Genomic DNA, 20178 nt, shown 5'->3' with positions numbered 1-20178 from the left:
CCTTTACCGTATAAGTCATTGTACATCAAATGAGACGCTTTGAGAAAGGCCAGGTTTAGCCGGCACTACATTGACCCACGTTTTTCCTGGAACGAGAGGAACCTCTTGCCCATCCTTCACCGGAACAATTCGTCCGTCCTTGTTCTCCCAATTCACTTCGTTTACTTTTCCCATTTGCAGCAGGTAGGCTTTGCCTCCGGATTTTAAATCCACTTTCAGGTGGCCTGCCGAATCATAAACCTGGTGAACTGCTTCGATGATAAAAATATTATCCAGTAGGACTGGCTCATTATTTTCTAAATCCACGGTCTGTTCACCGCCAGAAAAGCGTTTGTACTTACCTGACTGGGGATCAAACGTAAAGGTCGAATCAGAGATGCCTCCTCTTGAGTAGGAAATCATGACAGATTTTGCTTCATTTCCTGTGACCTTACTCTTTTCGTCCTCTTTTAAAAATGTAAAGCTTGGTGGTGTTTTGTCCATCGTATAGTGCTTTTGTTCAACACCTTTTAAAATGTTTTCGTACGTAATGTACGAGTTATGCGGTGCTTGGCGGGCACTGGACCGCTTAAACAATGTACCATCATATTGCATTCCATTTAAGTTATCAACATAGTTGCTCTCAAGCATCTGCCTTGCTTCTTCACTGTACCCGTGGGCGATATAAAGAGCGTTTAGACCTTTTGCCAGTTCAATATAATAGGCTCGTGAACTTCTTACCGGACCTATATTTGCCGGCTTTTCACTTTGAAAGACAGCTAAGAAACGGGTCATATCCCCTTCTGCAATAAGCTCATAAACAATATCCGCCTTAGACAAGCCTGATTGCGGCCTAGCTTTTGGGTGATTATTAATCATGACTGCGACTGCTCTTCCATCTGTTTTCGTTTCTGATTTTACGCCAGTAAGAGGAAAATAGTAGGCGGCTTCTTCCTTCTTTTCTTCTTTTTCCACTACCTTGTCAACCACTTTTTCTTTTGGTTCCAGTGGTTTTACCGTTTCTTCTTTCTTACTGCATCCGGAGAACAGTAAAAGAAGCGCTGCTGCTGCAACAGCCCATTTTTTCATCCAGTCAACACCCCTGTTTCCTCTCCATACATCCAGTTACTTTCGTGCGTTAAATCATTAACTTAATTATAGTTTAACGCATTATCGATGGAAAGAGTACTGTTTTGTTCATCACATCATACATCCCCTGCTGGGTAATCCGAATATACGGCAAATGAGTGGTTGAGAAAAACAACAAGCTATAAATCGGATCGGAAAAGCTGTAGCCTCGATTTTTCAATTCCTCAAGCAGACGTTTCTCCTGGACCATTAACTCCTCCATCGGAAGATTTGACATAATTCCAGCCAATGGCAGCTGCAGCTCGCAAATAACCTCCCCGTCTTCGACCAGGACGATTCCTCCGTCCAATTCTTTCATTCTATTAAATGCCATAAGCATATCCTGCTTGTTTTTTCCAATTAAAATGATATCGCCTGTATTGGAAAAAGAACTCGCCAGTGCAGATAAATTATTGGCAAATCCCTTTAACATCGTGTTAATCCGCCATTTTCCTTTGCGGTCAATCAAGGTAAAGAAACACTCATCATGATCAGTTGTCAATTCATCTCCTGAAACATCAATGGCGATGGAATATGGTTTCGTGATAACAGAATTCTCCATTTTGATTCCGAACGGCATGGAAAATTGCAAGTCGTCCATTGTTAATTCCCAGTCTAATTCCATCGGCTTTAAACCGTACTGTGACCAATCAACAGAAGGGTAGGCATCCTCAACCTTCATTCCATTCCGTTTTACCCATTTTCCTTTAGCCAGTACAGAAACCGGTGTCGGATTTTCACCGCTTGATAAGAAGTTAATATTTGCTACCCTGCCTGTGGCAATGTTCCCGAGAAGGTGGTCGATACCGTAGTATCTAGCAATATTAACTGAGGCCATATTATAGGCATCAATAACCGGAACATCTTTTTCAATTGCAATTCGAATCATGGCATCGGTTATTCCCTGCTCGTAAAAAGTCGAAGTAGCCCCGTCCGTATTAAATATTAATCTATCATATGCGTCAATTCCCATCCGTTTCATGTCATCAAGAATTTTAGGCAGATCAGGGCGAATTGACGAATAGCGGAGGGAAACCATATAGCCCTGCATGAGGCGGTTATATATTTCCTCACCCGTCATTGCCTCATGGTCACAATCAGCCCCCAAAAGCATCATCTTTGCCAAGGTTTTTTCCGAAGCGCCCGGAAAATGGCCCTCAATTTTCTTGCGCATCCGTTTTGCTTCTTGAATCCAATGAAGCATCATATCATCGCCGTTTAAAAGCTTAGGCCAACCCGTCAGCTCCCCGCCCTGAAGGACCGCGTCGTGCTCTAGCCAGGACTTAATCTTACTGTGTGAAAAAGTTTCTTCCTCATACAAAATTTCTGTTTGCGAATCAAACCGGCACCACCAGAACATCGTGGATGGAATCGAGCGGAAATCGCGCAATAATGAAAACGCTTCCCTTTTTGGCAAATTCAAAGCCAGGGCCATATTGTCATTTATTAATGTCGTCGTTCCAAACTGTGATGCATAGGCCGCAAGAGTATGGGGATTATATAATTGAAACGGATGGGCATGCGGTTCAATATAACCAGGAACAAGGATTTGTTCCGTACAATCAATGATTTCACAGTTTTCTGTGTTGGCAGGCAGGTTCTCGCCAACATAAACAATCCGATCGTCATATATCCAAATATTGGCACGCATCCATTTCTTAAACGTCTGATTTAAGTATAAGGCGTTTTTTAACAGAATGGTGGGGGCTGTTGTCCCATCCAAAACGGATACATGCATGCGTAATTGTCTGTTTTTCCAGCGGTAGCGCTGTTCCAGCATACAAAATCCCTCCCTAAAATGAAACGTATCTATTTATAAATTGGTTGATTTTACAATAAAGAAAACCCTTACAAATTTCTTAGTTATTATACTATCATATTTTGTAATTTAAAGCAGTAAAGAAAATGATAAATATTGTAAAATTTTTGTGAAGGAGTGAACAAAAATGAAAATAACACCAAACATAGGGATTTTAAACGCCCTAATCCGTATTACCGTTGGACTTACCTTGCTTTCTTGGTGCACTGCTAAATTGGTGAAGCAGCCATGGAGAGATTCCTACTTGTTCGTCGCTCTTTGCGGGGCCATGAAGGTGGCGGAAGGAATTGTCCGCTACTGTCCGATGACGGCATTATTTGAAAAGTGTCAGTGCATGGTCGATGAAGGGAAACTCGGCGGATCTGTTGATGGAAACATTGATGCCGCTGATGGGGTTGAAGGGTTGACCGGGGATGCCATGCCGTATAATCCGACCTGATTTTTAAATTAGTAAAGTTTTAAAAAAGGGCTGTCCGCAAGTGCGGCAGCCCTTGAATCTAGAAGACGTGCGCGATAGCCTTAAAACCTATATCCCTCCGGTAAAAAACACCATCCGGCGTTAATTTTTCAAGCTCAGCATAAACTTTTTCCTGGGCTTCTGCCAAATTCCCAGCCTTAGCACCAACCAAAAGAACGCGGCCTCCAGTTGTCACAAACTCACCGGCTTCCTTTTTAGCGGTTCCAGCATGAAATACATAAACCTTCTCAGGATCTAGTTCGCCCAAGCCCTCCAAAACAGCACCTTTTACGTAATCCCCAGGATATCCTTTGGAAGCGACCACCACTCCAAGCATAGCCTCTTCATCCCACTCAAGAACAGGAGTGCCACCATCCAACAATTCATTCACCACTTGAACTAAGTCTGATCTCAAGCGCGGTAAAATTACCTGAGTTTCCGGATCGCCAAAACGGGCATTGAACTCAATTACCTTCGGACCGTTCTCCGTTTTAATCAGACCTGCATATAAAATCCCGCAGAAGCTTCTACCTTCTTGAACCATGGCTTTGGCCGCTGGTTTCAGGATAGTTTCAACTGCTGTCTGAACAATTTCTGCGCCAATTTGCGGCACCGGTGAATAGGCACCCATCCCGCCGGTGTTCGGTCCTTTATCGCCGTCAAAAGCCCGTTTATGATCCTGGGCGATTTCAAGAGGAACCACTACCTCGCCATTGACGAAAGCCATTAAGGAAAATTCTTCTCCGTCCAAAAATTCCTCAACTACTACCCGGGCAGAAGCAGCGCCGAACTGTTTATCCAATAGCATGCTTTTGAGGCTTTCCAGTGCTTCCTCCATGGTCATGGCCACGGTAACACCTTTCCCTGCTGCCAGCCCATCCGCCTTTATGACAATTGGAGCACCCTTCTCTTCAACATACTGACGGGCCTCGTCATAAGAAGTAAAGACAGCATAATCAGCCGTTGGAATTTGGTACTTCTCCATTAATTCCTTGGCGAATGACTTGCTTCCTTCGATTTCAGCCGCCGCCTGACGCGGTCCAAATACCCTTAGCCCTGCCTCAGAAAACTTGTCGGCCAATCCCTCAAGAAGCGGCACCTCTGGACCGATTATCGTCAAAGCGACGCCCTGTTCCTTGGCGAACTGGATCAGTTGTTCGTGGCTGGATTCCTCAATCGCAACAAGTTCTGCCACATCTGTCATGCCAGCATTGCCGGGGGCAGCAAACACTTTCTCCACCTGCAGGCTTTCGCTCGCTTTCCGGCAAATCGCATGCTCTCTACCACCGCGGCCAATTACCATAATCTTCACTGTTCTTCACCCCGATTAATGTTTAAAATGTCTGACGCCAGTAAACACCATGGCAATTCCATATTCGTCCGCTTTTTTAATTGAATCCGCATCACGGATGGAGCCGCCCGGCTGAATAATCGCTGTAATCCCTGCTTTTGCTGCAGCTTCGACGGTATCGTCCATTGGGAAGAAAGCATCGGAAGCAAGCGCCGCACCTTCAGCCTTTGCACCTGCCTGCTTAAGGGCAATTTCTGCAGAGCCGACACGGTTCATCTGTCCAGCACCGATTCCAAGCGTCATGTCCTTGTCAGAAACGACAATAGCATTGGATTTCACATGTTTAACAACCTTCCAGCCCAGCTTTAACGCAGCCCACTCAGCGTCTGTCGGCTGTCTCTTCGTTGGAATTGTGATGTTCGCATCTTCCAGACTATATCGGTCCTGATCCTGTACAAGCAGTCCGCCTTCAATCGTGGTCATTTTCCGTTCTGCTTTTTGCCCCAATTCAAATGGAATGGTTAAAAGACGCAAGTTCTTTTTAGAGGTTAAAACTTCTAATGCTTCCTTCGAGAAAGAAGGGGCAATAATAATTTCCAGAAAAATTTCATGGAGCTTGCGGGCTGTCTCTGCATCCACTTCCTGGTTTAAGGCAATAATTCCGCCGAAAATGGAAACGGGGTCCGCAGCAAACGCCTTTTCAAAGGCTTCGAATACAGTTTTTCCCGTGCCGACTCCGCACGGATTCATATGCTTAACTGCAACTGCCGCTGGTTCGGTGAACTCTTTCACGATTTGCAGCGCTGCATCAGCATCGTTGATGTTATTATAGGAAAGCTCTTTGCCATGAAGCTGGTCGGCATAAGCAATCGAGAATTTGGAACCAAGCGGCTTTTTGTAAAAAGAAGCCTTTTGATGAGGGTTTTCTCCGTAACGAAGCGATTGCTTTAATTCATAGGTAACCGTTAATTTCTCCGGATTTTCTTCCTGCGCAAGGTTAGTCATATATTCCGCAATTAACGCATCATAAGCGGCAGTATGACGGAATACCTTAGCCGCAAGCTTTCTTCTTGTTTCAAGCGTTGTTCCCCCGCTGGCTTTTAATTCTGCAAGCACGGTTTCATAGTCAACAGGATCGACAACCACGGTAACATATTGATGGTTTTTTGCAGAAGCGCGAAGCATTGCTGGTCCGCCGATATCGATGTTCTCAATCGCATCATCAACCGTCACATCCGGCTTTTCAATTGTCTGCTGGAATGGATAAAGATTGACACAAACAACCTGAATTGGATCGATGTGATGCTCTTCTAGCTGCTTTTGATGGTCTGCTTCGCCATGTTTCGCCAGCAAGCCGCCGTGAATAAATGGATTTAATGTTTTAACACGGCCTTCCAAAATTTCCGGAAATCCGGTAACGTCCGTTACACTAAGAACAGGCAGCCCCTGATCCTGGAGCATTTTTTTCGTCCCGCCAGTCGAAACAATCTCAAATCCTAGATTGATCAATTCCTTTGCAAATTCGCTTACCCCGTTTTTGTCTGATACACTAATTAGCGCGCGCTTTTTCATTTTGTAATGCATCTCCTTTTGTCAATAACATCTGCAGAATGGATGGGTATAGCTTGTGTTCAATCTCCTGAATCTTCCACTGTAGGCTTTCTCTCGTTTCATTTTCCTCAATTCGTACCCGTTCCCGGACAATGACCGGCCCTGTATCCATTCCTTCATCGACAAAATGGATGGTCACGCCGCTCCATTTGGCGTGTGCAGCTAATGCCTGGCCAATCGCATCCTTGCCCGGGAAGTCAGGAAGCAATGAAGGATGGATATTGATAATCCGTCCTTCATATTCACTTAACAAGGTAGAGCCAACCAGCCTCATATAGCCTGCCAGCACAATCAAATCGACTTGTTTATTTTTCAATAACATGACGATTTCTGCTTCATAAGCTTCCTTGTTTGGATAGTCTTTGGCGTTAAAAACGAATGTAGAGATTTCAGCCTCCCGCGCCCGTTCAATCACATAAGCACCCGGTTGGTCGCAAACAAGCAGGGAGATGTTTGCAGAGAGCTGCTTCGCTTGGACAGCGTCGACAATCGCTTGAAAATTACTTCCGCTTCCGGATGCAAAAATTGCGATATTTTTCATCGACGTCCACCCCTGCCATTAATTTTGATGCCTTCGCTATCAGTTACTACTCCGATTTCATAAGGGGTTTCGCCACTTTGACGGAAGTGTTCCAGTACATCCGCAGCATCTTCCTTATTCACCGCTATTACCATACCAATTCCCATATTAAAAATATTATACATCTCTTTATAGTCAATTTGTCCAAGCTCGGAGATCAGCTTAAACACATATGGAATATTCCAGTTTTTCTCATCGAGCTCCGCCCCTAGTCCTTGGGTGAGCATCCTTGGGATATTCTCGATAAATCCGCCGCCAGTGATGTGGGCCATTCCTTTGATGTTGAATTTTTTCAATGCTGATAAAATTGGCTTTACATAGATTTTTGTCGGTTTCAGCAATTCTTCTCCCAAGGTGCAGCCAAGTTCATTCACAAATTCAATCAATGACCAATCGTTAAATACCTTCCGTACTAAGGAATAGCCATTGCTATGGATACCGCTTGACGCAAGACCAATCAGGACGTCGCCTGCCTTAATCGATTCACCGGTAATCAAGTTGGACTTTTCACACGCTCCGACCGCAAAACCTGCCAGGTCATACTCATTTCCGCGGTAGAGTCCCGGCATTTCCGCTGTCTCTCCGCCAATTAAGGCACAGCCGGCCTTCTCGCAGCCATCGGCAATCCCTTTGACAATTGCTTCAATCTTTTCAGGGAGCGCTTTGCCCGTTGCAATGTAATCAAGGAAATACAATGGCTCTGCACCTTGGACGACAATATCATTGACGCACATTGCCACGGCATCAATGCCGATTGTATCGTGTCGGTCCATCGCAAAAGCAATCTTTAGTTTAGTTCCTACCCCGTCCGTTCCTGACACCAAGACCGGCTCTTTTAAGTTTAGGGTCGATAAGTCAAACATTCCGCCAAAACCGCCGAGGCCGCCCAAGACGCCGGCCCGGGCTGTTTTTTGGACATGCTTTTTCATTCTTGCTACGGCTTCATAGCCTGCTTCGATATCAACACCAGCTTGTTTGTATGCATTAGCCACAGCTGTCACCCCTTTTGGTAGTAGTATTGAAGTGTATCTGGATAGATTTCAGTCGGATAATTTCCGGTAAAACAGCCAAGGCAAAATCCGTTTGTTCCTTCCGACTGACCAAGGGAGACAAGCATCCCTTCAAGGCTTAAGAACGTTAAGGAATCTGCGCCAATCAGCTGTCTGATTTCCTCAACCGATTTATCCGAAGCAATTAATTCTTCCTTTGAGGATGTATCGATTCCGTAGTAGCATGGGTTTTTGATTGGCGGTGAGCTGATGACAACATGCACCTCGGTCGCCCCTGCTTCCTTTAGCATTTTGACAATTCTTCTGCTCGTTGTTCCGCGGACAATCGAGTCATCGACCATGACGACACGCTTCCCTTCGACTACCCCCCGGACAGCCGACAGCTTCATTTTTACCCCTTGCTCACGGAGCGACTGGGACGGCTGGATAAAGGTCCGGCCGACATATTTATTTTTAATTAAGCCCATTTCGTAAGGAATGCCCGATTCTTCCGCATAGCCAATCGCGGCTGAAATGCTGGAATCTGGGACACCAGTCACCACATCTGCTTCTATCGGCGCCTCCATGGCCAATCGCTTGCCCATGTTTTTGCGGGCCGTATGGACATTTATTCCTTGGATGTTGCTGTCCGGTCTTGAAAAATAAACATATTCCATCGTACAAATCGCTTTTGTTGAACTGACCGAAAACATTTCTGACTTGATTCCATTTTCATTGATGATTAATAGCTCTCCTGGCTCAACATCGCGAATATATTCGGCGCCAATTACGTCAAACGCACATGTTTCCGAAGCGACCACATAAGCATCGCCAAGGCAGCCAAGCGAAAGCGGCCGTAATCCATGCGGATCAAGTGCCACCATTAATTCGGTTTCGGTCAAAATCAAATACGCATAGGCTCCTTTTAGCATCGAAAGAGCGTTTTTCACCTTGTCGTTCATGTTCGGAAATCCGCTTCTTCTGATTAAGTGGGCGAGAACCTCTGTATCTGAGCTCGTTTGAAAAATGCTGCCCTGGGCTTCGAGCTGATGTTTTAAAGAATTCGCATTTACTAGATTGCCATTATGGGCAAGTGCCAGACTCCCTGTTTGCGAATGAAACAGGAGGGGCTGGACATTCTCGTAGCCCCCTCCTCCCGCTGTTGCATAGCGGACATGACCAATCGCTGTGTTGCCAGTTAACTCTGCCATTCTATCAGCAGTAAAAATTTCTGTAACCAGTCCTTCGCCCTTGACCACTTTCAGTGTATTACCGTCATTAACGACAATGCCGGTTCCTTCCTGGCCACGGTGCTGCAGGGCATGCAGCGCGTAATAAGTCAGCTGGGCTGCATCCTTATGGCCCCAAACGCCAAAGACTCCGCACTCCTCGTTTAATCCCTTGATTTCAGCAAGCATGGGATTGCCCCCTTCCAGGCAGCTTTTAATTCTTCCACAGACGACTCAAGGACTGTTTGCTCTCCAGATACCACGCTCATTGTTCCTGAATTATTCACTTCGCCAATCAAGGCAGCTTCTACTAAACTTTCAAACTCAGCTTGGTGTTCCTTTTTCACAGATAAAAGGAAACGGGACTGCGTTTCACTGAATAAGGCAGAAACTAGGTTTCCAGCGACATTCACTCTCGCCCCAAGCTGTGGATTTTCAAACAGACATTCTGCTAAAGCGACTGAAAGGCCGCCTTCTGACAAGTCATGAGCAGACTGAACCACTCCGGCACGAATCGCCGCAAGAACTTGCTGTTGTCTGTTTTTTTCGATTTGAATATTTAATTCCGGTGCCTTTCCAAAAATCCGGCCATTGTTAAGGAGCTTTTGCAACTCGCTGCCGCCAAATTCGCCCTTCGTTTCACCAACTAAATAAATCAGGTCACCGCTGGTTTTAAAGTGCTGGGTTGTAATATGGTCAAGGTCTTCGACGAGTCCAACCATCCCAATAACAGGTGTCGGATAAATCGCAGTACCGCTTGTTTCGTTATATAAAGAGACGTTTCCACCGATAACTGGTGTCTCTAACACTCGGCAGGCCTCACTGATACCGTCCGCCGCTTTTTCAATCTGCCAAAATACTTCCGGCTTTTCCGGATTACCGAAATTAAGGTTATCGGTAATCGCTAGTGGTTCCGCGCCAGAACAGATGATATTTCTTGCTGCTTCCGCCACAGCAATTTGCCCGCCTGTTTCCGGGTCTAAATAGACGAAGCGGGAATTACAGTCTGTTGTCATCGCTAGTGCTTTGCGGGTACCGCGGATTCTTACTACGGAAGCGTCTGAGCCTGGAGCGATGACTGTATTGGTGCGAACCATATAATCGTATTGTTGATAAACCCATTCCTTGCTGGCTACAGTTGGCTGGCTTAATAGTTTTACCAGTGTTTCTTTTAAGTTTTCTACTTGTGGAATTTCGTTCTCCATCGCCTGGAATTCTGCAAAATATGCAGGCTCCATGGATGGCATGTTGTAAACAGGCGCGTCCTCCGCTAAGGAATCGACCGGAACGTCGGCTACCACTTCACCGTGATGAATCAAGCGAAGTTTCTTGTCATCCGTTACCTTTCCAATTGCAACAGCCTCTAAATCATATTTTTCAAAAAGCTCGACGATTTCCTGTTCGCGGCCTTTTTTCACCACTACCAGCATCCGTTCCTGTGATTCTGAAAGCATCATTTCGTAAGCTGTCATTCCTGTTTCCCGCTGTGGCACAAGATCGAGGTTCATCTCGATTCCCATTCCAGCTTTGCTGGCCATTTCCGCTGAAGAACTGGTAAGACCGGCTGCACCCATATCTTGAATGCCGACAAGTGCATCTGATTGGATCAACTCAAGACATGCTTCTAGAAGAAGTTTTTCCATAAATGGGTCGCCGACTTGTACGGCTGGACGGTCTTTGTCGGATTCCTCCGTCAATTCTACAGAGGCAAATGTTGCCCCGTGAATGCCATCGCGGCCTGTTTTCGCGCCGACATACATAACGGTATTTCCGGCACCGTGCGCTTGGCCTTTTTTAATATCCTTATGATCAATTAGGCCGACACACATTGCGTTAACGAGCGGGTTGCCCTCATAACAATCTTCGAATTGGATTTCGCCGCCAACAGTAGGGATTCCGATACAGTTTCCATAACCGGCAATCCCGGCAACGACTTCTTTAAAAAGGTATTTGACTCTGGAGGAAGAATCCAGCTCGCCAAAACGAAGCGAGTTTAATAGGGCAATTGGACGTGCGCCCATCGAAAATACATCACGGATAATCCCCCCGACTCCGGTTGCCGCACCCTGGTACGGTTCAATCGCGGATGGATGGTTGTGGCTTTCAATCTTAAATACAACCGCCTGACCATCGCCAATGTCAACGATACCTGCACCCTCGCCAGGACCTTGAAGAACCTTTGGGCCACTGATTGGGAACTTTTTCAATACAGGCTTTGAGGTTTTGTAGCTGCAGTGCTCAGACCACATGACAGAGAACAGGCCTGTTTCGGTATAATTCGGTGTCCTGCCCAGGATATTTTCAACCAAGGCAAATTCCCCATCGGATAAACCCATTTGCTGATATAGTTTCTCTTGCTTAATCTGTTCTGGATTTGGTTCAAGCTTTAACAACATGTGCTTCCCTCCAAGCCTTTACGATTGATTGGAACATTTTCAGACCGTCCGCGCTTCCGAGCAAGCTGTCAACAGCGCGTTCAGGGTGCGGCATCATTCCGAGCACGTTTCCTTTTTCATTGATGATTCCTGCGATATCAGCGAGGCTTCCGTTCGGGTTTTGTTGATAGGTAAAGACGATTTGGTTGTTTGCCTTTAATTGTTCGAGTGTTGCTTCGTCGCAATAATAATTTCCTTCGCCGTGGGCGACTGGAATGGTGATGGTTTGCCCTTGTGCGTATTCACCTGTAAATATTGATTCGTTATTTTCTACCTTTAATTCGACTGGTTTGCATATAAATGAAAGACTTTCGTTTCGTCTCATTGCCCCTGGCAGCAGGCCTGCTTCTAAGAGTATTTGAAATCCGTTGCATACACCCATTACCGGCTTGCCGGCCTCGGCCGCTTTGATGACTTCCTTCATGACCTTGCTGAAGCGGGCAATCGCACCTGTGCGGAGGTAATCCCCATAGGAGAAACCGCCTGGGAGGAGGATTCCGTCAAATTCATCTAAGTTGTCTGTATCATGCCAAACGTATTCGACTTCCTCACCGAGTTCATCTTTTACAGCATGGTACATATCGATATCACAGTTGGATCCCGGAAAAACGATGACCGCAAATTTCACTGTGCGACACACTCCTCTACTTCGTATCGGTAGTCTTCGATAACCGGATTGGCGAGCAGCTTGCTGCAAATTTCGTTGATGACTTCATCGATATCGCGTTCTGATTTTTCAAGTGTTAGTTCCATGTATTTACCGATGCGGACATCCGCTACTTCTGGATAATTTAATGAGTGGAGGGAATGGGTAACGGCCTTTCCCTGCGGGTCCAATACGCTCTCTCTTAATGTGACGAATACCTTAACTTTATACATGCTGATGTCCTCCAAGTCTTTTAAGAATAGTTTCATAGGCTTCGGTTAAGCTTCCTAAATCGCGGCGGAATACGTCTTTATCAAGCTTTTCGTTCGTCTTCTGGTCCCACAGGCGGCAGGTGTCAGGAGAAATTTCGTCGGCTAATAAAATTTGCCCTTCTTGGTCTTTGCCAAATTCAAGCTTGAAGTCGATAAGATTAACACCAAGATTATCGAAAAAGTTTATTAACACTTCATTTATTTGCAGTGCTTTATCACGTAAAATACCGATTTCATCAGCAGTCGCGGCTTTCAGTTCGAGGATGTGGCTTTTTGTGACGAGCGGGTCACCCAAGTCATCGTTTTTTAAATAAAATTCCACGATCGGCGCTGATAGAGGGCGGCCTTCTTCGACTCCCAAACGTTTTGAGAAGGATCCTGCAGCTGTATTGCGGACGACGACCTCAAGCGGGATTATGGAGACCTTTTTAACTAATTGCTCTGTTTCGGATACGCGTTTGATGAAATGCGAGTCTATTCCTTGTTCTTTAAGCTTTAAAAATAGCGAACTAGTAATCTCGTTATTCAAACGGCCTTTGCCAGTAATGTCTGCCTTTTTTTGGCCGTTAAAGGCGGTGGCAGAGTCTTTATATTCGATTAAGACAATTTGCGGGTCGTCCGTTGTGTAGATACGCTTCGCTTTTCCTTCATATAGCATTTCTTTCATCATGGATCGCTCCTTATTTTCAATATTGGGAATCTTCGGAATAAGTAAAGGGGCATAACCATGTTAGTGATGCCCCTGTTTAATTTTTTTTCGCGTTAACTTGTCGCCTTAAACATTTAATCCTAATCGATCAAAAATGGTATCTACATGCTGGAGATGATAGCTGTAATCAAAGCAATCAGCAATTTCGTCAGCAGACAGCTTAGAGGTGATTTTTTCTTCCGCTTCGACTAAGCTGCGGAAGGGAACCTGTTTTTCCCATGCTTCCATTGCCTTTGGCTGGACCGTGTCGTAAGCCGCTTCGCGGGATAAGCCTTTATCAATCAGTGCTAACAGCACGCGCTGGGAGTAAATCAAGCCAAGCGTGCGATCCATGTTGCGCTTCATGTTTTCCGGATAAACCGTCAAATTCTTAATAATATTGCCGAAGCGGTTTAGCATGTAATTCAATGCAATTGTTGCATCCGGCAGAATAATCCGCTCAGCCGAAGAATGGGAGATATCGCGCTCATGCCATAACGGAACATTCTCATAAGCCGTCATCATGTAGCCACGAATGACGCGGGCCATCCCTGTCATGTTCTCGGAACCAATCGGGTTACGCTTATGCGGCATCGCAGATGACCCTTTTTGTCCTTTTGCAAAAAACTCTTCTACCTCACGCGTTTCACTTTTTTGTAAGCCGCGGACTTCTACGGCAAATTTTTCAATAGAAGTGGCAATTAACGCAAGCGTCGACATGTAATAAGCATGACGATCACGCTGCAAGGTCTGTGTAGAAATCGGCGCTCGTTGAATTCCTAATTTTTCACAAACGTACTGTTCGACAAACGGGTCGATGTTGGCATACGTTCCAACAGCACCGGAGATTTTCCCAAACTCCACACCTTGGGAAGCCTGCTTAAAACGCTCAAGATTCCGCTTCATTTCTTCATACCAAAGGGCAAGCTTTAAGCCAAACGTTGTTGGCTCCGCATGTACGCCGTGCGTCCGGCCCATCATAACCGTATATTTATGTTCGATTGCCTTATTTCGCAAAATCTCAATAAAGTTTTCTATGTCTTTTAATAAAATCGCATTGGCCTGCTTTAAAACATAGGAGAGGGCTGTATCAACAACATCTGTAGAAGTTAAGCCGTAATGCACCCATTTACGCTCTTCGCCTAGTGTTTCAGATACGGCACGGGTAAAGGCAACAACATCATGCCTTGTTTCTTCCTCAATTTCCTTAATCCGGTCAATATTAAAGGAAGCATTTTCGCGCAGCTTTTGAACATCCTCTTTTGGAATCTCGCCTAACTCGGCCCACGCTTCACATGCGAGAATTTCCACCTCAAGCCAAGCGTTATAGCGGTTCTCCTCCGTCCAAATGGCTCCCATTTCTGGTCTAGTATAACGATCAATCATCTTTTATCCTCCGATCTTCACTGTGGCAGCCGCCCAAATGCTGCTCTTTTGGATTTCAACAAGGGCATCTTCTACATTATCACGCAAGATAGTAACATGGCCCATTTTTCGCTTCACCTTTGGTTCTTTTTTTCCGTACAAGTGAACCTTCCAATCGTTCATGGCCGGTATTTCTTGATATAAGCTTTCAAGATGCTCCCCTAATAGGTTGACCATAACAACTGGTTTTAATAGCTTAGTGCTCCCTAATGGCCAGCTGCAGATTGCCCGTATATGCTGCTCAAATTGCGATGTTTCGCAGGCCTCAATGGAGTAGTGCCCGGAATTGTGCGGCCGCGGCGCCAATTCGTTAATATAAATTTCACCGTCAGCAGTCACGAACATCTCCACCGCCAGCGTTCCTGCCAATCCTAGGTAGTCGGCAATCTGCTTTGCCTTTTGAATCGCCAAAGCCTGTGTTGCCTCCGAAATCCGCGCCGGGACAATCGTCTGATGCAAGATATTGTCTACGTGAATGTTTTCTGCTACTGGTAAAATCGCTGTTTCCCCATCCAGTCTGCGCGTCACAATCACGGAAATTTCTTTTTCAAATGGCACCCATTTCTCCAGCACACAATCACCATGATTGATAAGGGCTGCCCCTTTTTCCAAGTCACTGTGGTCCTTTATAACCAACTGGCCTTTCCCGTCATAGCCGCCTCTTGCCGTTTTCAATACAGCAGGATAACCAATGGCCTCAATTTTTAAAAATAAATCTTCCATACTGTAAATCTCTTCATATGGAGCGACTTCCACCCCAGCCTGCCGAATCGCCGCCTTTTCAGTAATCCGGTTCTGGGTGATGGTCAATAGCTTTGGTCCCTGCGGAACATAGGCCTGTTCGCAAAGCCAGCTTAATGTATCTGCATCAATATTTTCAAATTCATACGTGATCACGTCACTTACCGCAGCTAACCGGCTGATTGCCTCGCGGTCATCATAAGCGCCGATGACTTCCACATCCGCCACTTGCCCGCAAGGAGAGTCCGCTGTCGGTTCTAAAACGGCGATCCTAAAGCCTTGAGCCTTGGCTGCCAATGCCATCATTCTGCCAAGCTGGCCGCCGCCGATGATACCGATTGTCGCCCCTGGTAAAATAACTTTATTATTCAAGTTCATCACTGCTTTCTAACACTGCGTTTTTAGTAGCTTCCCGTCTTGCTTCCAATCTGTCCGCTAACTCCACGTCAGTGGCAGCGAGAATTTGTGCCGCCAAAAGCCCGGCATTCATTGCACCAGCCTTGCCAATCGCGACTGTCGCAACCGGTACGCCGCCCGGCATTTGCACAATTGACAGCAAGGAGTCGAGTCCGTTTAAAGCCTTTGTCTGGACAGGAACACCGATGACAGGAAGGGTTGTTTTCGCAGCCACCATCCCCGGCAAATGCGCTGCCCCACCTGCTCCAGCGATAATTACCTTTAAGCCTTTTTGTCTGGCATCTTCTGCGTATGAAAACATCAAATCTGGTGTCCGATGTGCAGAAACGACTTTCTTCTCATATGAGATTTCAAGCTCTTCCAAAATATCGCATGCATGCTTCATAGTTTCCCAGTCCGACTTGCTTCCCATAATTACGCCGACCAAGTTCTTCATTCCGCTGGTCCCCCTATAAAACTTTTTTAGAAAAATAAAATACCCGGAACAAATGGTATCTCTAGAAGAGAAAGCCATTTGTCCGGGCATGGAAAATCAAGAACACAAATCTAAGGGGGATGCCCCTTATGTGCCGAACATATTGACTTTCCCTCATAGTCCAATAATTTACGGTTATTGGGTAGAGACTTATGGGCCATATTCCCATGGATATATGAGGGTAAGAATAATTTCATAATTTCTAAACTTATCTTACCAAGCATTTTAGTAGGCTGTCAACCAATAATCGAACATTATTTTTAAATACTACTATAATGTTCGTGTTTTACTCAATAATTCTTGCTTCAAAGATAATTTTTCTCCCTGCTGGTTCGTAAACGGTTTCATTGCCTTTCTTGACCTCTTGAAAAATAGGTTTCTCTATTCGGCTTACAGGCGTATACCCCTGCTCCTTTATCCGATTTAAACACTCCTCAATACTCTCATTATCCTGAACCTCAAATTGCATTTTCTTTTTGCTCATTTAAATAATTTACCTCGTTTCACGGATTTGACCCAGAAACCGCCATGAATGGTTTTGGGCTCATAGGCAATGATGAAGGCTTTTGGGTCAATATTTTTAATCGTATCATATAATTTTAACTCAAACTTTCTTGGCGTAAGAATCTGCAGTGCCATCCGGTTTCCTTCCAGCCCATGCGCCTCCCAGTCGGTCACGCCATAGCCATTTTCCCTTAACAGCTTCGGTAAATTCTTATCATATTCTGCTGTGATGACATTGACGGTAATATAGCCGAGAGCTAGCTTCTCTTCAATTTTCATACCGACAATAACGCCAATCCCATAACCGACTGCATAGGCTATCAGGTTCTGAATCTCATTTAGATTTTTTAAAACCAGGCCCAGCCCCATCACATAAATGACTACCTCAATCATGCTAAGGAACGCAGCCAAATACCTCTGCCCTTTTAAAGTTAGAATCATCCTTATAGTAAAAAAAGACACATATACAATATTAATGATGAGGATAATTGCCACCATAAAAAAACTATTTTCCAACATACGAATGCCCTCCTAAACGGTGCTTCCCCTACTTTAACATATTCATCAAATCAAGGTCAGTCAGAAGGGACGTTCGCTTTTTCCCTGGCAAGCCGATTCGCTGCCTGTTTAATGAACAGCGTATCTTCCGCAAGCATGATGTCGTGGTCAAAAAGTGTTTGGGCTATAATCCTTCTTGCCTTAATACCGGCTTCCCAATAAAAAGCGTCATCAACCAGTCCGGTGATGGTATACTCAATCCCATGATAGTTAGCGTTGATAGCCGTAATGCCAAAAACACTAAAGGGCTCTACAATACAATTTTCTCCGTCCATCTTTAAGCAGTCTTGATTAACTTCATTTATTTTTTCACAGGCCAGCTCCAAGACCGATAAAACCTCTTCGGGGTTCTCCCGATAGCTGATCACCACGTTTTCAATCACGCGCATTTGTTCAATATTATAATTATGAATTTGTTTGATTTCCCCATTGCTGATCGTTAACAACTTCCCGCTCCACTCACGGATTTTAATAAACCGCAGGCCGATTTCCTCAACATTACCGCTAAAGGTATTATTAACAGTGATAAAATCCCCTTTATGAAGCTGTTTTTCATAAATTAAAAAGGTCCCCGAGAGGAGGTCTCTAATCAGGCTTTGCGCACCAATACCAACAATAACCCCGACTACCCCCGCCCCGGCCAGAAATCTCCCAAAGTTATCGACATATTGAGATAGAGCGTAGAAAATAACCCCAATCGTCGCAAAATACCTAGTAAAGGAGCGGACCATACTCGCAATCGTCTCCTCTTTCCGCTCCTCAATAAAATGCGTCTGCTGAAAAAACTTATGAATAACCCGATTAATCACAAACACACCCAACCAAGCAATCACAGCAGCAAAAAAAATACTCGTCAATTTATACTCATCAAGCCAATCAAACCATGCCATCATTCCACCTCCAGTGAAGCATGGGGACGGTTCTTGTGCATCACTTCACCCCGCCTATCCTTATTCTTTACAAAGAATCGCAGGATTTACTATTTTTGGGGGAAAATATTGAAACATGGGGAAGCATGGGGACGGTTCTTTCGTTTAAAAAGCCGTGAAGTTGAAGCAAAAGAACCATTCAAGACAATAAAAAACACTTCCCAAAGAAGGGCTGATGAAAGACCATTTTTCCCTTTGGCATGAACCGTTTTGATATTCATTGATTCTATGAAGACCATTTTCCTCCTTGGTATGAGGCATCTTGGTCTTCATTGACCTTATGAAGACCATTTTCCTCCTTGGCGTGAGCCATTTTGGTCTTCATTGACCTTATGAAGACCATTTTCCTCTTTGGCATGAGCCATTTTGGTCTTCATTGACCTTATGAGGACCATTTTCCTCCTTGGCATGAGCCATTTTGGTCTTCATTGACCTTATGAGGACCATTTTCCTCCTTGGCGTGAACCATTTTGGTCCTCATTGACCTTATGAAGACCATTTTTTCACTTGGCGTGAGCCATTTTGGTCTTCAAGACCTTATGATGGTCTTTTAAGAAGGGGAATAATGGATATCTCAACTTCCACTCAGCCATTTTTTTATCTTAAAAAAACCGGTGCAAGAAGTCGTAATTTTCAGGAGTCTGGAACCGGCCCTTTGCATCAGGTTAAATGGGGTGATTTCGTGATTAGAACCGTTCTGCTTGCCATTTTGCTTACTTTTACATTCCTAAGTAATGCTTTCGCCACTGTTCAGGAAAAGGCAGCTTTTATTCGCCATGATGATTTATGGATAAAAATCAACAATAAAGAAGGACGGTTAACTAAAGGTGAATATGTAAGGTACCCAAAGTGGTCCTATGACGGACAATGGCTTGCCTATTTAAAGGCCGTTAAACAGGATGGAAATATCGTTTATGATGGCGAGCTATGGCTCTGTAATCTTCATACTAATAAACATTTTAAGATGGCTTCAAAAGTTAACAGAAACTTTCAATGGTCCGGCCGGAATAATAAACTTGCTTATCTTATCAACAGGACTCTTTATGTAGTAGATACTAAACCTTCTAAATCCTTGGTGGCTTCGACGCTGGCTCAAGGCGTGGAGAACTTTTCTTGGCTTCCTAACGGGGATGGTTTATTGATCTCCGCCAAAAAAAGTGAACAGCTTCATTCTGATATTAATTTATCAAGGGTTATGTTAGAGGTGGACAGGCAAAGGCCGATTTTAAAGAACCTGTTTACAATACCAGTTGGGGAGGATGAATACTTTGTCAGCACAAGCTCGTTTAAGTGGTCATCTGATAAGGGCTGGATTAGCTTTTTATTAATTCCGACTGCTTCCATGTCGGCAGATGCGAATACACTTTGTCTTCTGTCTGCTGACGGGGCGGTTTTTAAAAAAGTGGATGAGATGCTGAATTATGCGGAATGGATGCAGTGGGCACCCGCCGGAGGGCCTCTCGCTTATATTGGCGGAATCGGTAGGGAAGCAACCTACAATAAACAGACGCGACTGATAAAGACCCCTGTTTATCAAAAAGAAGTATTAACACCCAAAGGTTATGCCGATCGGGATTTCGATTGGAAAAGTGATAGAGTGACGGTGGTTTCCCGGTCAGTGGAAAGCAAAGAGGGCAGGCTGGATGAACGTCCTTTGCCCCAGCTGTATGAGGTGAATCTTTATTCGGGGAAACAAAAGCAAATTAGCTTACCCCCTAAAAATACTGGTGACTTTGTACCAACATTTGAAAAAGGAAGGCTAATTTGGATAAGGACTGACCGGAAGACAGCAGACGCGTTTGTTTCACGGACGGGTAAGATAAAAGAAACGAAATGGATAAAAAACATCACTTTACCAAGCAGTTACTACGAAAAGTGGAATTGGGGGGAGGTTTTTAGTTTATATACCGGGTTTTGAAACATGGGGACGGTTCTTGTGCATCACTGCCAACAAAAAAAGACAACCATTTTCAGGTTGTCTTTTTGCTTGCCCGGCAGCGTCCTA

Annotated in this window: 19 protein-coding genes, 1 rRNA gene and 1 riboswitch (1 of these 21 running past the window's edge); of the genes, 2 read left to right on the top strand and 18 right to left on the bottom strand. The window is 44.9% G+C overall.

What is annotated here, in order from left to right:
* Positions 1-15: 15 nt before the first annotated feature.
* Both QNN06_RS01645 and QNN06_RS01640 read right to left on the bottom strand, forming a co-directional pair.
* Positions 16-1068, bottom strand: a complete 1053-nt coding sequence (locus QNN06_RS01645; RefSeq protein ID WP_284036817.1) for a DUF3048 domain-containing protein — start codon at positions 1066-1068, stop codon at positions 16-18.
* Between the two features lie 73 nt (positions 1069-1141).
* Entirely contained in the window at positions 1142-2887 is a 1746-nt protein-coding gene (locus QNN06_RS01640) for an adenine deaminase C-terminal domain-containing protein (protein WP_284036816.1), read from the bottom strand.
* Positions 2888-3053: 166 nt separating this feature from the next.
* Between QNN06_RS01640 and QNN06_RS01635 the strand changes: the two genes are divergently transcribed.
* Positions 3054-3365 (top strand): YgaP family membrane protein, encoded by a 312-nt coding sequence (locus tag QNN06_RS01635; RefSeq protein WP_213120901.1) that lies wholly within the window; start codon positions 3054-3056, stop codon positions 3363-3365.
* 58 nt (positions 3366-3423) lie between these two features.
* Here QNN06_RS01635 and purD read toward each other — a convergent pair whose 3' ends face one another.
* From purD to QNN06_RS01560, 15 genes are all read right to left on the bottom strand, one after another.
* Positions 3424-4695 (bottom strand): phosphoribosylamine--glycine ligase, encoded by a 1272-nt coding sequence (purD, locus tag QNN06_RS01630; protein ID WP_284036815.1) that lies wholly within the window; start codon positions 4693-4695, stop codon positions 3424-3426.
* Positions 4696-4710: 15 nt separating this feature from the next.
* Complete coding sequence (gene purH, locus QNN06_RS01625) at positions 4711-6246, bottom strand: bifunctional phosphoribosylaminoimidazolecarboxamide formyltransferase/IMP cyclohydrolase (RefSeq protein WP_284036814.1); 1536 nt, start codon at positions 6244-6246, stop codon at positions 4711-4713.
* On the bottom strand, positions 6224-6826 hold the full coding sequence (gene purN, locus QNN06_RS01620) for a phosphoribosylglycinamide formyltransferase (protein WP_217034212.1): 603 nt from the start codon (positions 6824-6826) through the stop codon (positions 6224-6226). The genes purH and purN overlap by 23 nt, the downstream gene beginning before the upstream one ends.
* Positions 6823-7857: a phosphoribosylformylglycinamidine cyclo-ligase gene (purM, locus tag QNN06_RS01615; RefSeq protein ID WP_284036813.1), complete on the bottom strand. Its 1035-nt coding sequence runs from the start codon at positions 7855-7857 to the stop codon at positions 6823-6825. The genes purN and purM overlap by 4 nt, the downstream gene beginning before the upstream one ends.
* A gap of 5 nt (positions 7858-7862) precedes the next feature.
* Positions 7863-9272, bottom strand: coding sequence for an amidophosphoribosyltransferase (purF, locus tag QNN06_RS01610; RefSeq protein ID WP_284036812.1), 1410 nt, complete (start codon positions 9270-9272; stop codon positions 7863-7865).
* A complete protein-coding gene (gene purL / locus QNN06_RS01605; protein WP_284036811.1) occupies positions 9248-11479 on the bottom strand; it encodes a phosphoribosylformylglycinamidine synthase subunit PurL in 2232 nt (743 codons plus the stop codon). The genes purF and purL overlap by 25 nt, the downstream gene beginning before the upstream one ends.
* Positions 11463-12146 carry a phosphoribosylformylglycinamidine synthase subunit PurQ gene (purQ, locus tag QNN06_RS01600; protein ID WP_284036810.1) on the bottom strand — a complete coding sequence of 228 codons (684 nt, stop codon included), beginning with the start codon at positions 12144-12146 and terminating at the stop codon, positions 11463-11465. The genes purL and purQ overlap by 17 nt, the downstream gene beginning before the upstream one ends.
* On the bottom strand, positions 12143-12397 hold the full coding sequence (purS, locus tag QNN06_RS01595) for a phosphoribosylformylglycinamidine synthase subunit PurS (RefSeq protein ID WP_213120909.1): 255 nt from the start codon (positions 12395-12397) through the stop codon (positions 12143-12145). Before purS ends, purQ begins: the two co-directional genes overlap by 4 nt.
* Positions 12390-13103 carry a phosphoribosylaminoimidazolesuccinocarboxamide synthase gene (gene purC, locus QNN06_RS01590; RefSeq protein ID WP_372447645.1) on the bottom strand — a complete coding sequence of 238 codons (714 nt, stop codon included), beginning with the start codon at positions 13101-13103 and terminating at the stop codon, positions 12390-12392. The genes purS and purC overlap by 8 nt, the downstream gene beginning before the upstream one ends.
* Positions 13104-13211: 108 nt before the next feature.
* Complete coding sequence (gene purB / locus QNN06_RS01585; RefSeq protein ID WP_213120911.1) at positions 13212-14510, bottom strand: adenylosuccinate lyase; 1299 nt, start codon at positions 14508-14510, stop codon at positions 13212-13214.
* A gap of 3 nt (positions 14511-14513) precedes the next feature.
* Positions 14514-15668 (bottom strand): 5-(carboxyamino)imidazole ribonucleotide synthase, encoded by a 1155-nt coding sequence (gene purK / locus QNN06_RS01580; RefSeq protein ID WP_217034207.1) that lies wholly within the window; start codon positions 15666-15668, stop codon positions 14514-14516.
* Positions 15655-16143, bottom strand: a complete 489-nt coding sequence (purE, locus tag QNN06_RS01575; protein ID WP_284036809.1) for a 5-(carboxyamino)imidazole ribonucleotide mutase — start codon at positions 16141-16143, stop codon at positions 15655-15657. The genes purK and purE overlap by 14 nt, the downstream gene beginning before the upstream one ends.
* Positions 16144-16279: 136 nt before the next feature.
* A riboswitch (purine riboswitch) is annotated at positions 16280-16381 on the bottom strand.
* Between the two features lie 87 nt (positions 16382-16468).
* The gene (locus QNN06_RS01570; protein ID WP_217034203.1) at positions 16469-16666 is read right to left on the bottom strand and encodes an NETI motif-containing protein; all 198 of its coding nucleotides are present in this window, start codon (positions 16664-16666) and stop codon (positions 16469-16471) included.
* Entirely contained in the window at positions 16663-17205 is a 543-nt protein-coding gene (locus tag QNN06_RS01565) for a DUF2179 domain-containing protein (RefSeq protein ID WP_213120915.1), read from the bottom strand. Before QNN06_RS01565 ends, QNN06_RS01570 begins: the two co-directional genes overlap by 4 nt.
* Positions 17206-17261: 56 nt before the next feature.
* Positions 17262-18134: a mechanosensitive ion channel family protein gene (locus QNN06_RS01560; protein WP_254124575.1), complete on the bottom strand. Its 873-nt coding sequence runs from the start codon at positions 18132-18134 to the stop codon at positions 17262-17264.
* A gap of 604 nt (positions 18135-18738) precedes the next feature.
* Here QNN06_RS01560 and QNN06_RS01555 point away from each other — a divergent pair.
* Positions 18739-20091 carry a TolB-like translocation protein gene (locus tag QNN06_RS01555; protein WP_284036808.1) on the top strand — a complete coding sequence of 451 codons (1353 nt, stop codon included), beginning with the start codon at positions 18739-18741 and terminating at the stop codon, positions 20089-20091.
* Between the two features lie 71 nt (positions 20092-20162).
* Here the strand turns inward: QNN06_RS01555 and rrf are convergent.
* Positions 20163-20178: ribosomal RNA gene (gene rrf / locus QNN06_RS01550) — 5S ribosomal RNA — on the bottom strand (it continues 101 nt past the right edge of the window).

Source organism: Neobacillus sp. 114 (assembly GCF_030127045.1).
GTDB classification, from domain to species: Bacteria; Bacillota; Bacilli; order Bacillales; family Cytobacillaceae; genus Neobacillus; species Neobacillus rhizophilus.
Note: the sequence above shows the minus strand (reverse complement) of the source record. Positions and strands in the feature narration are given on the sequence as shown.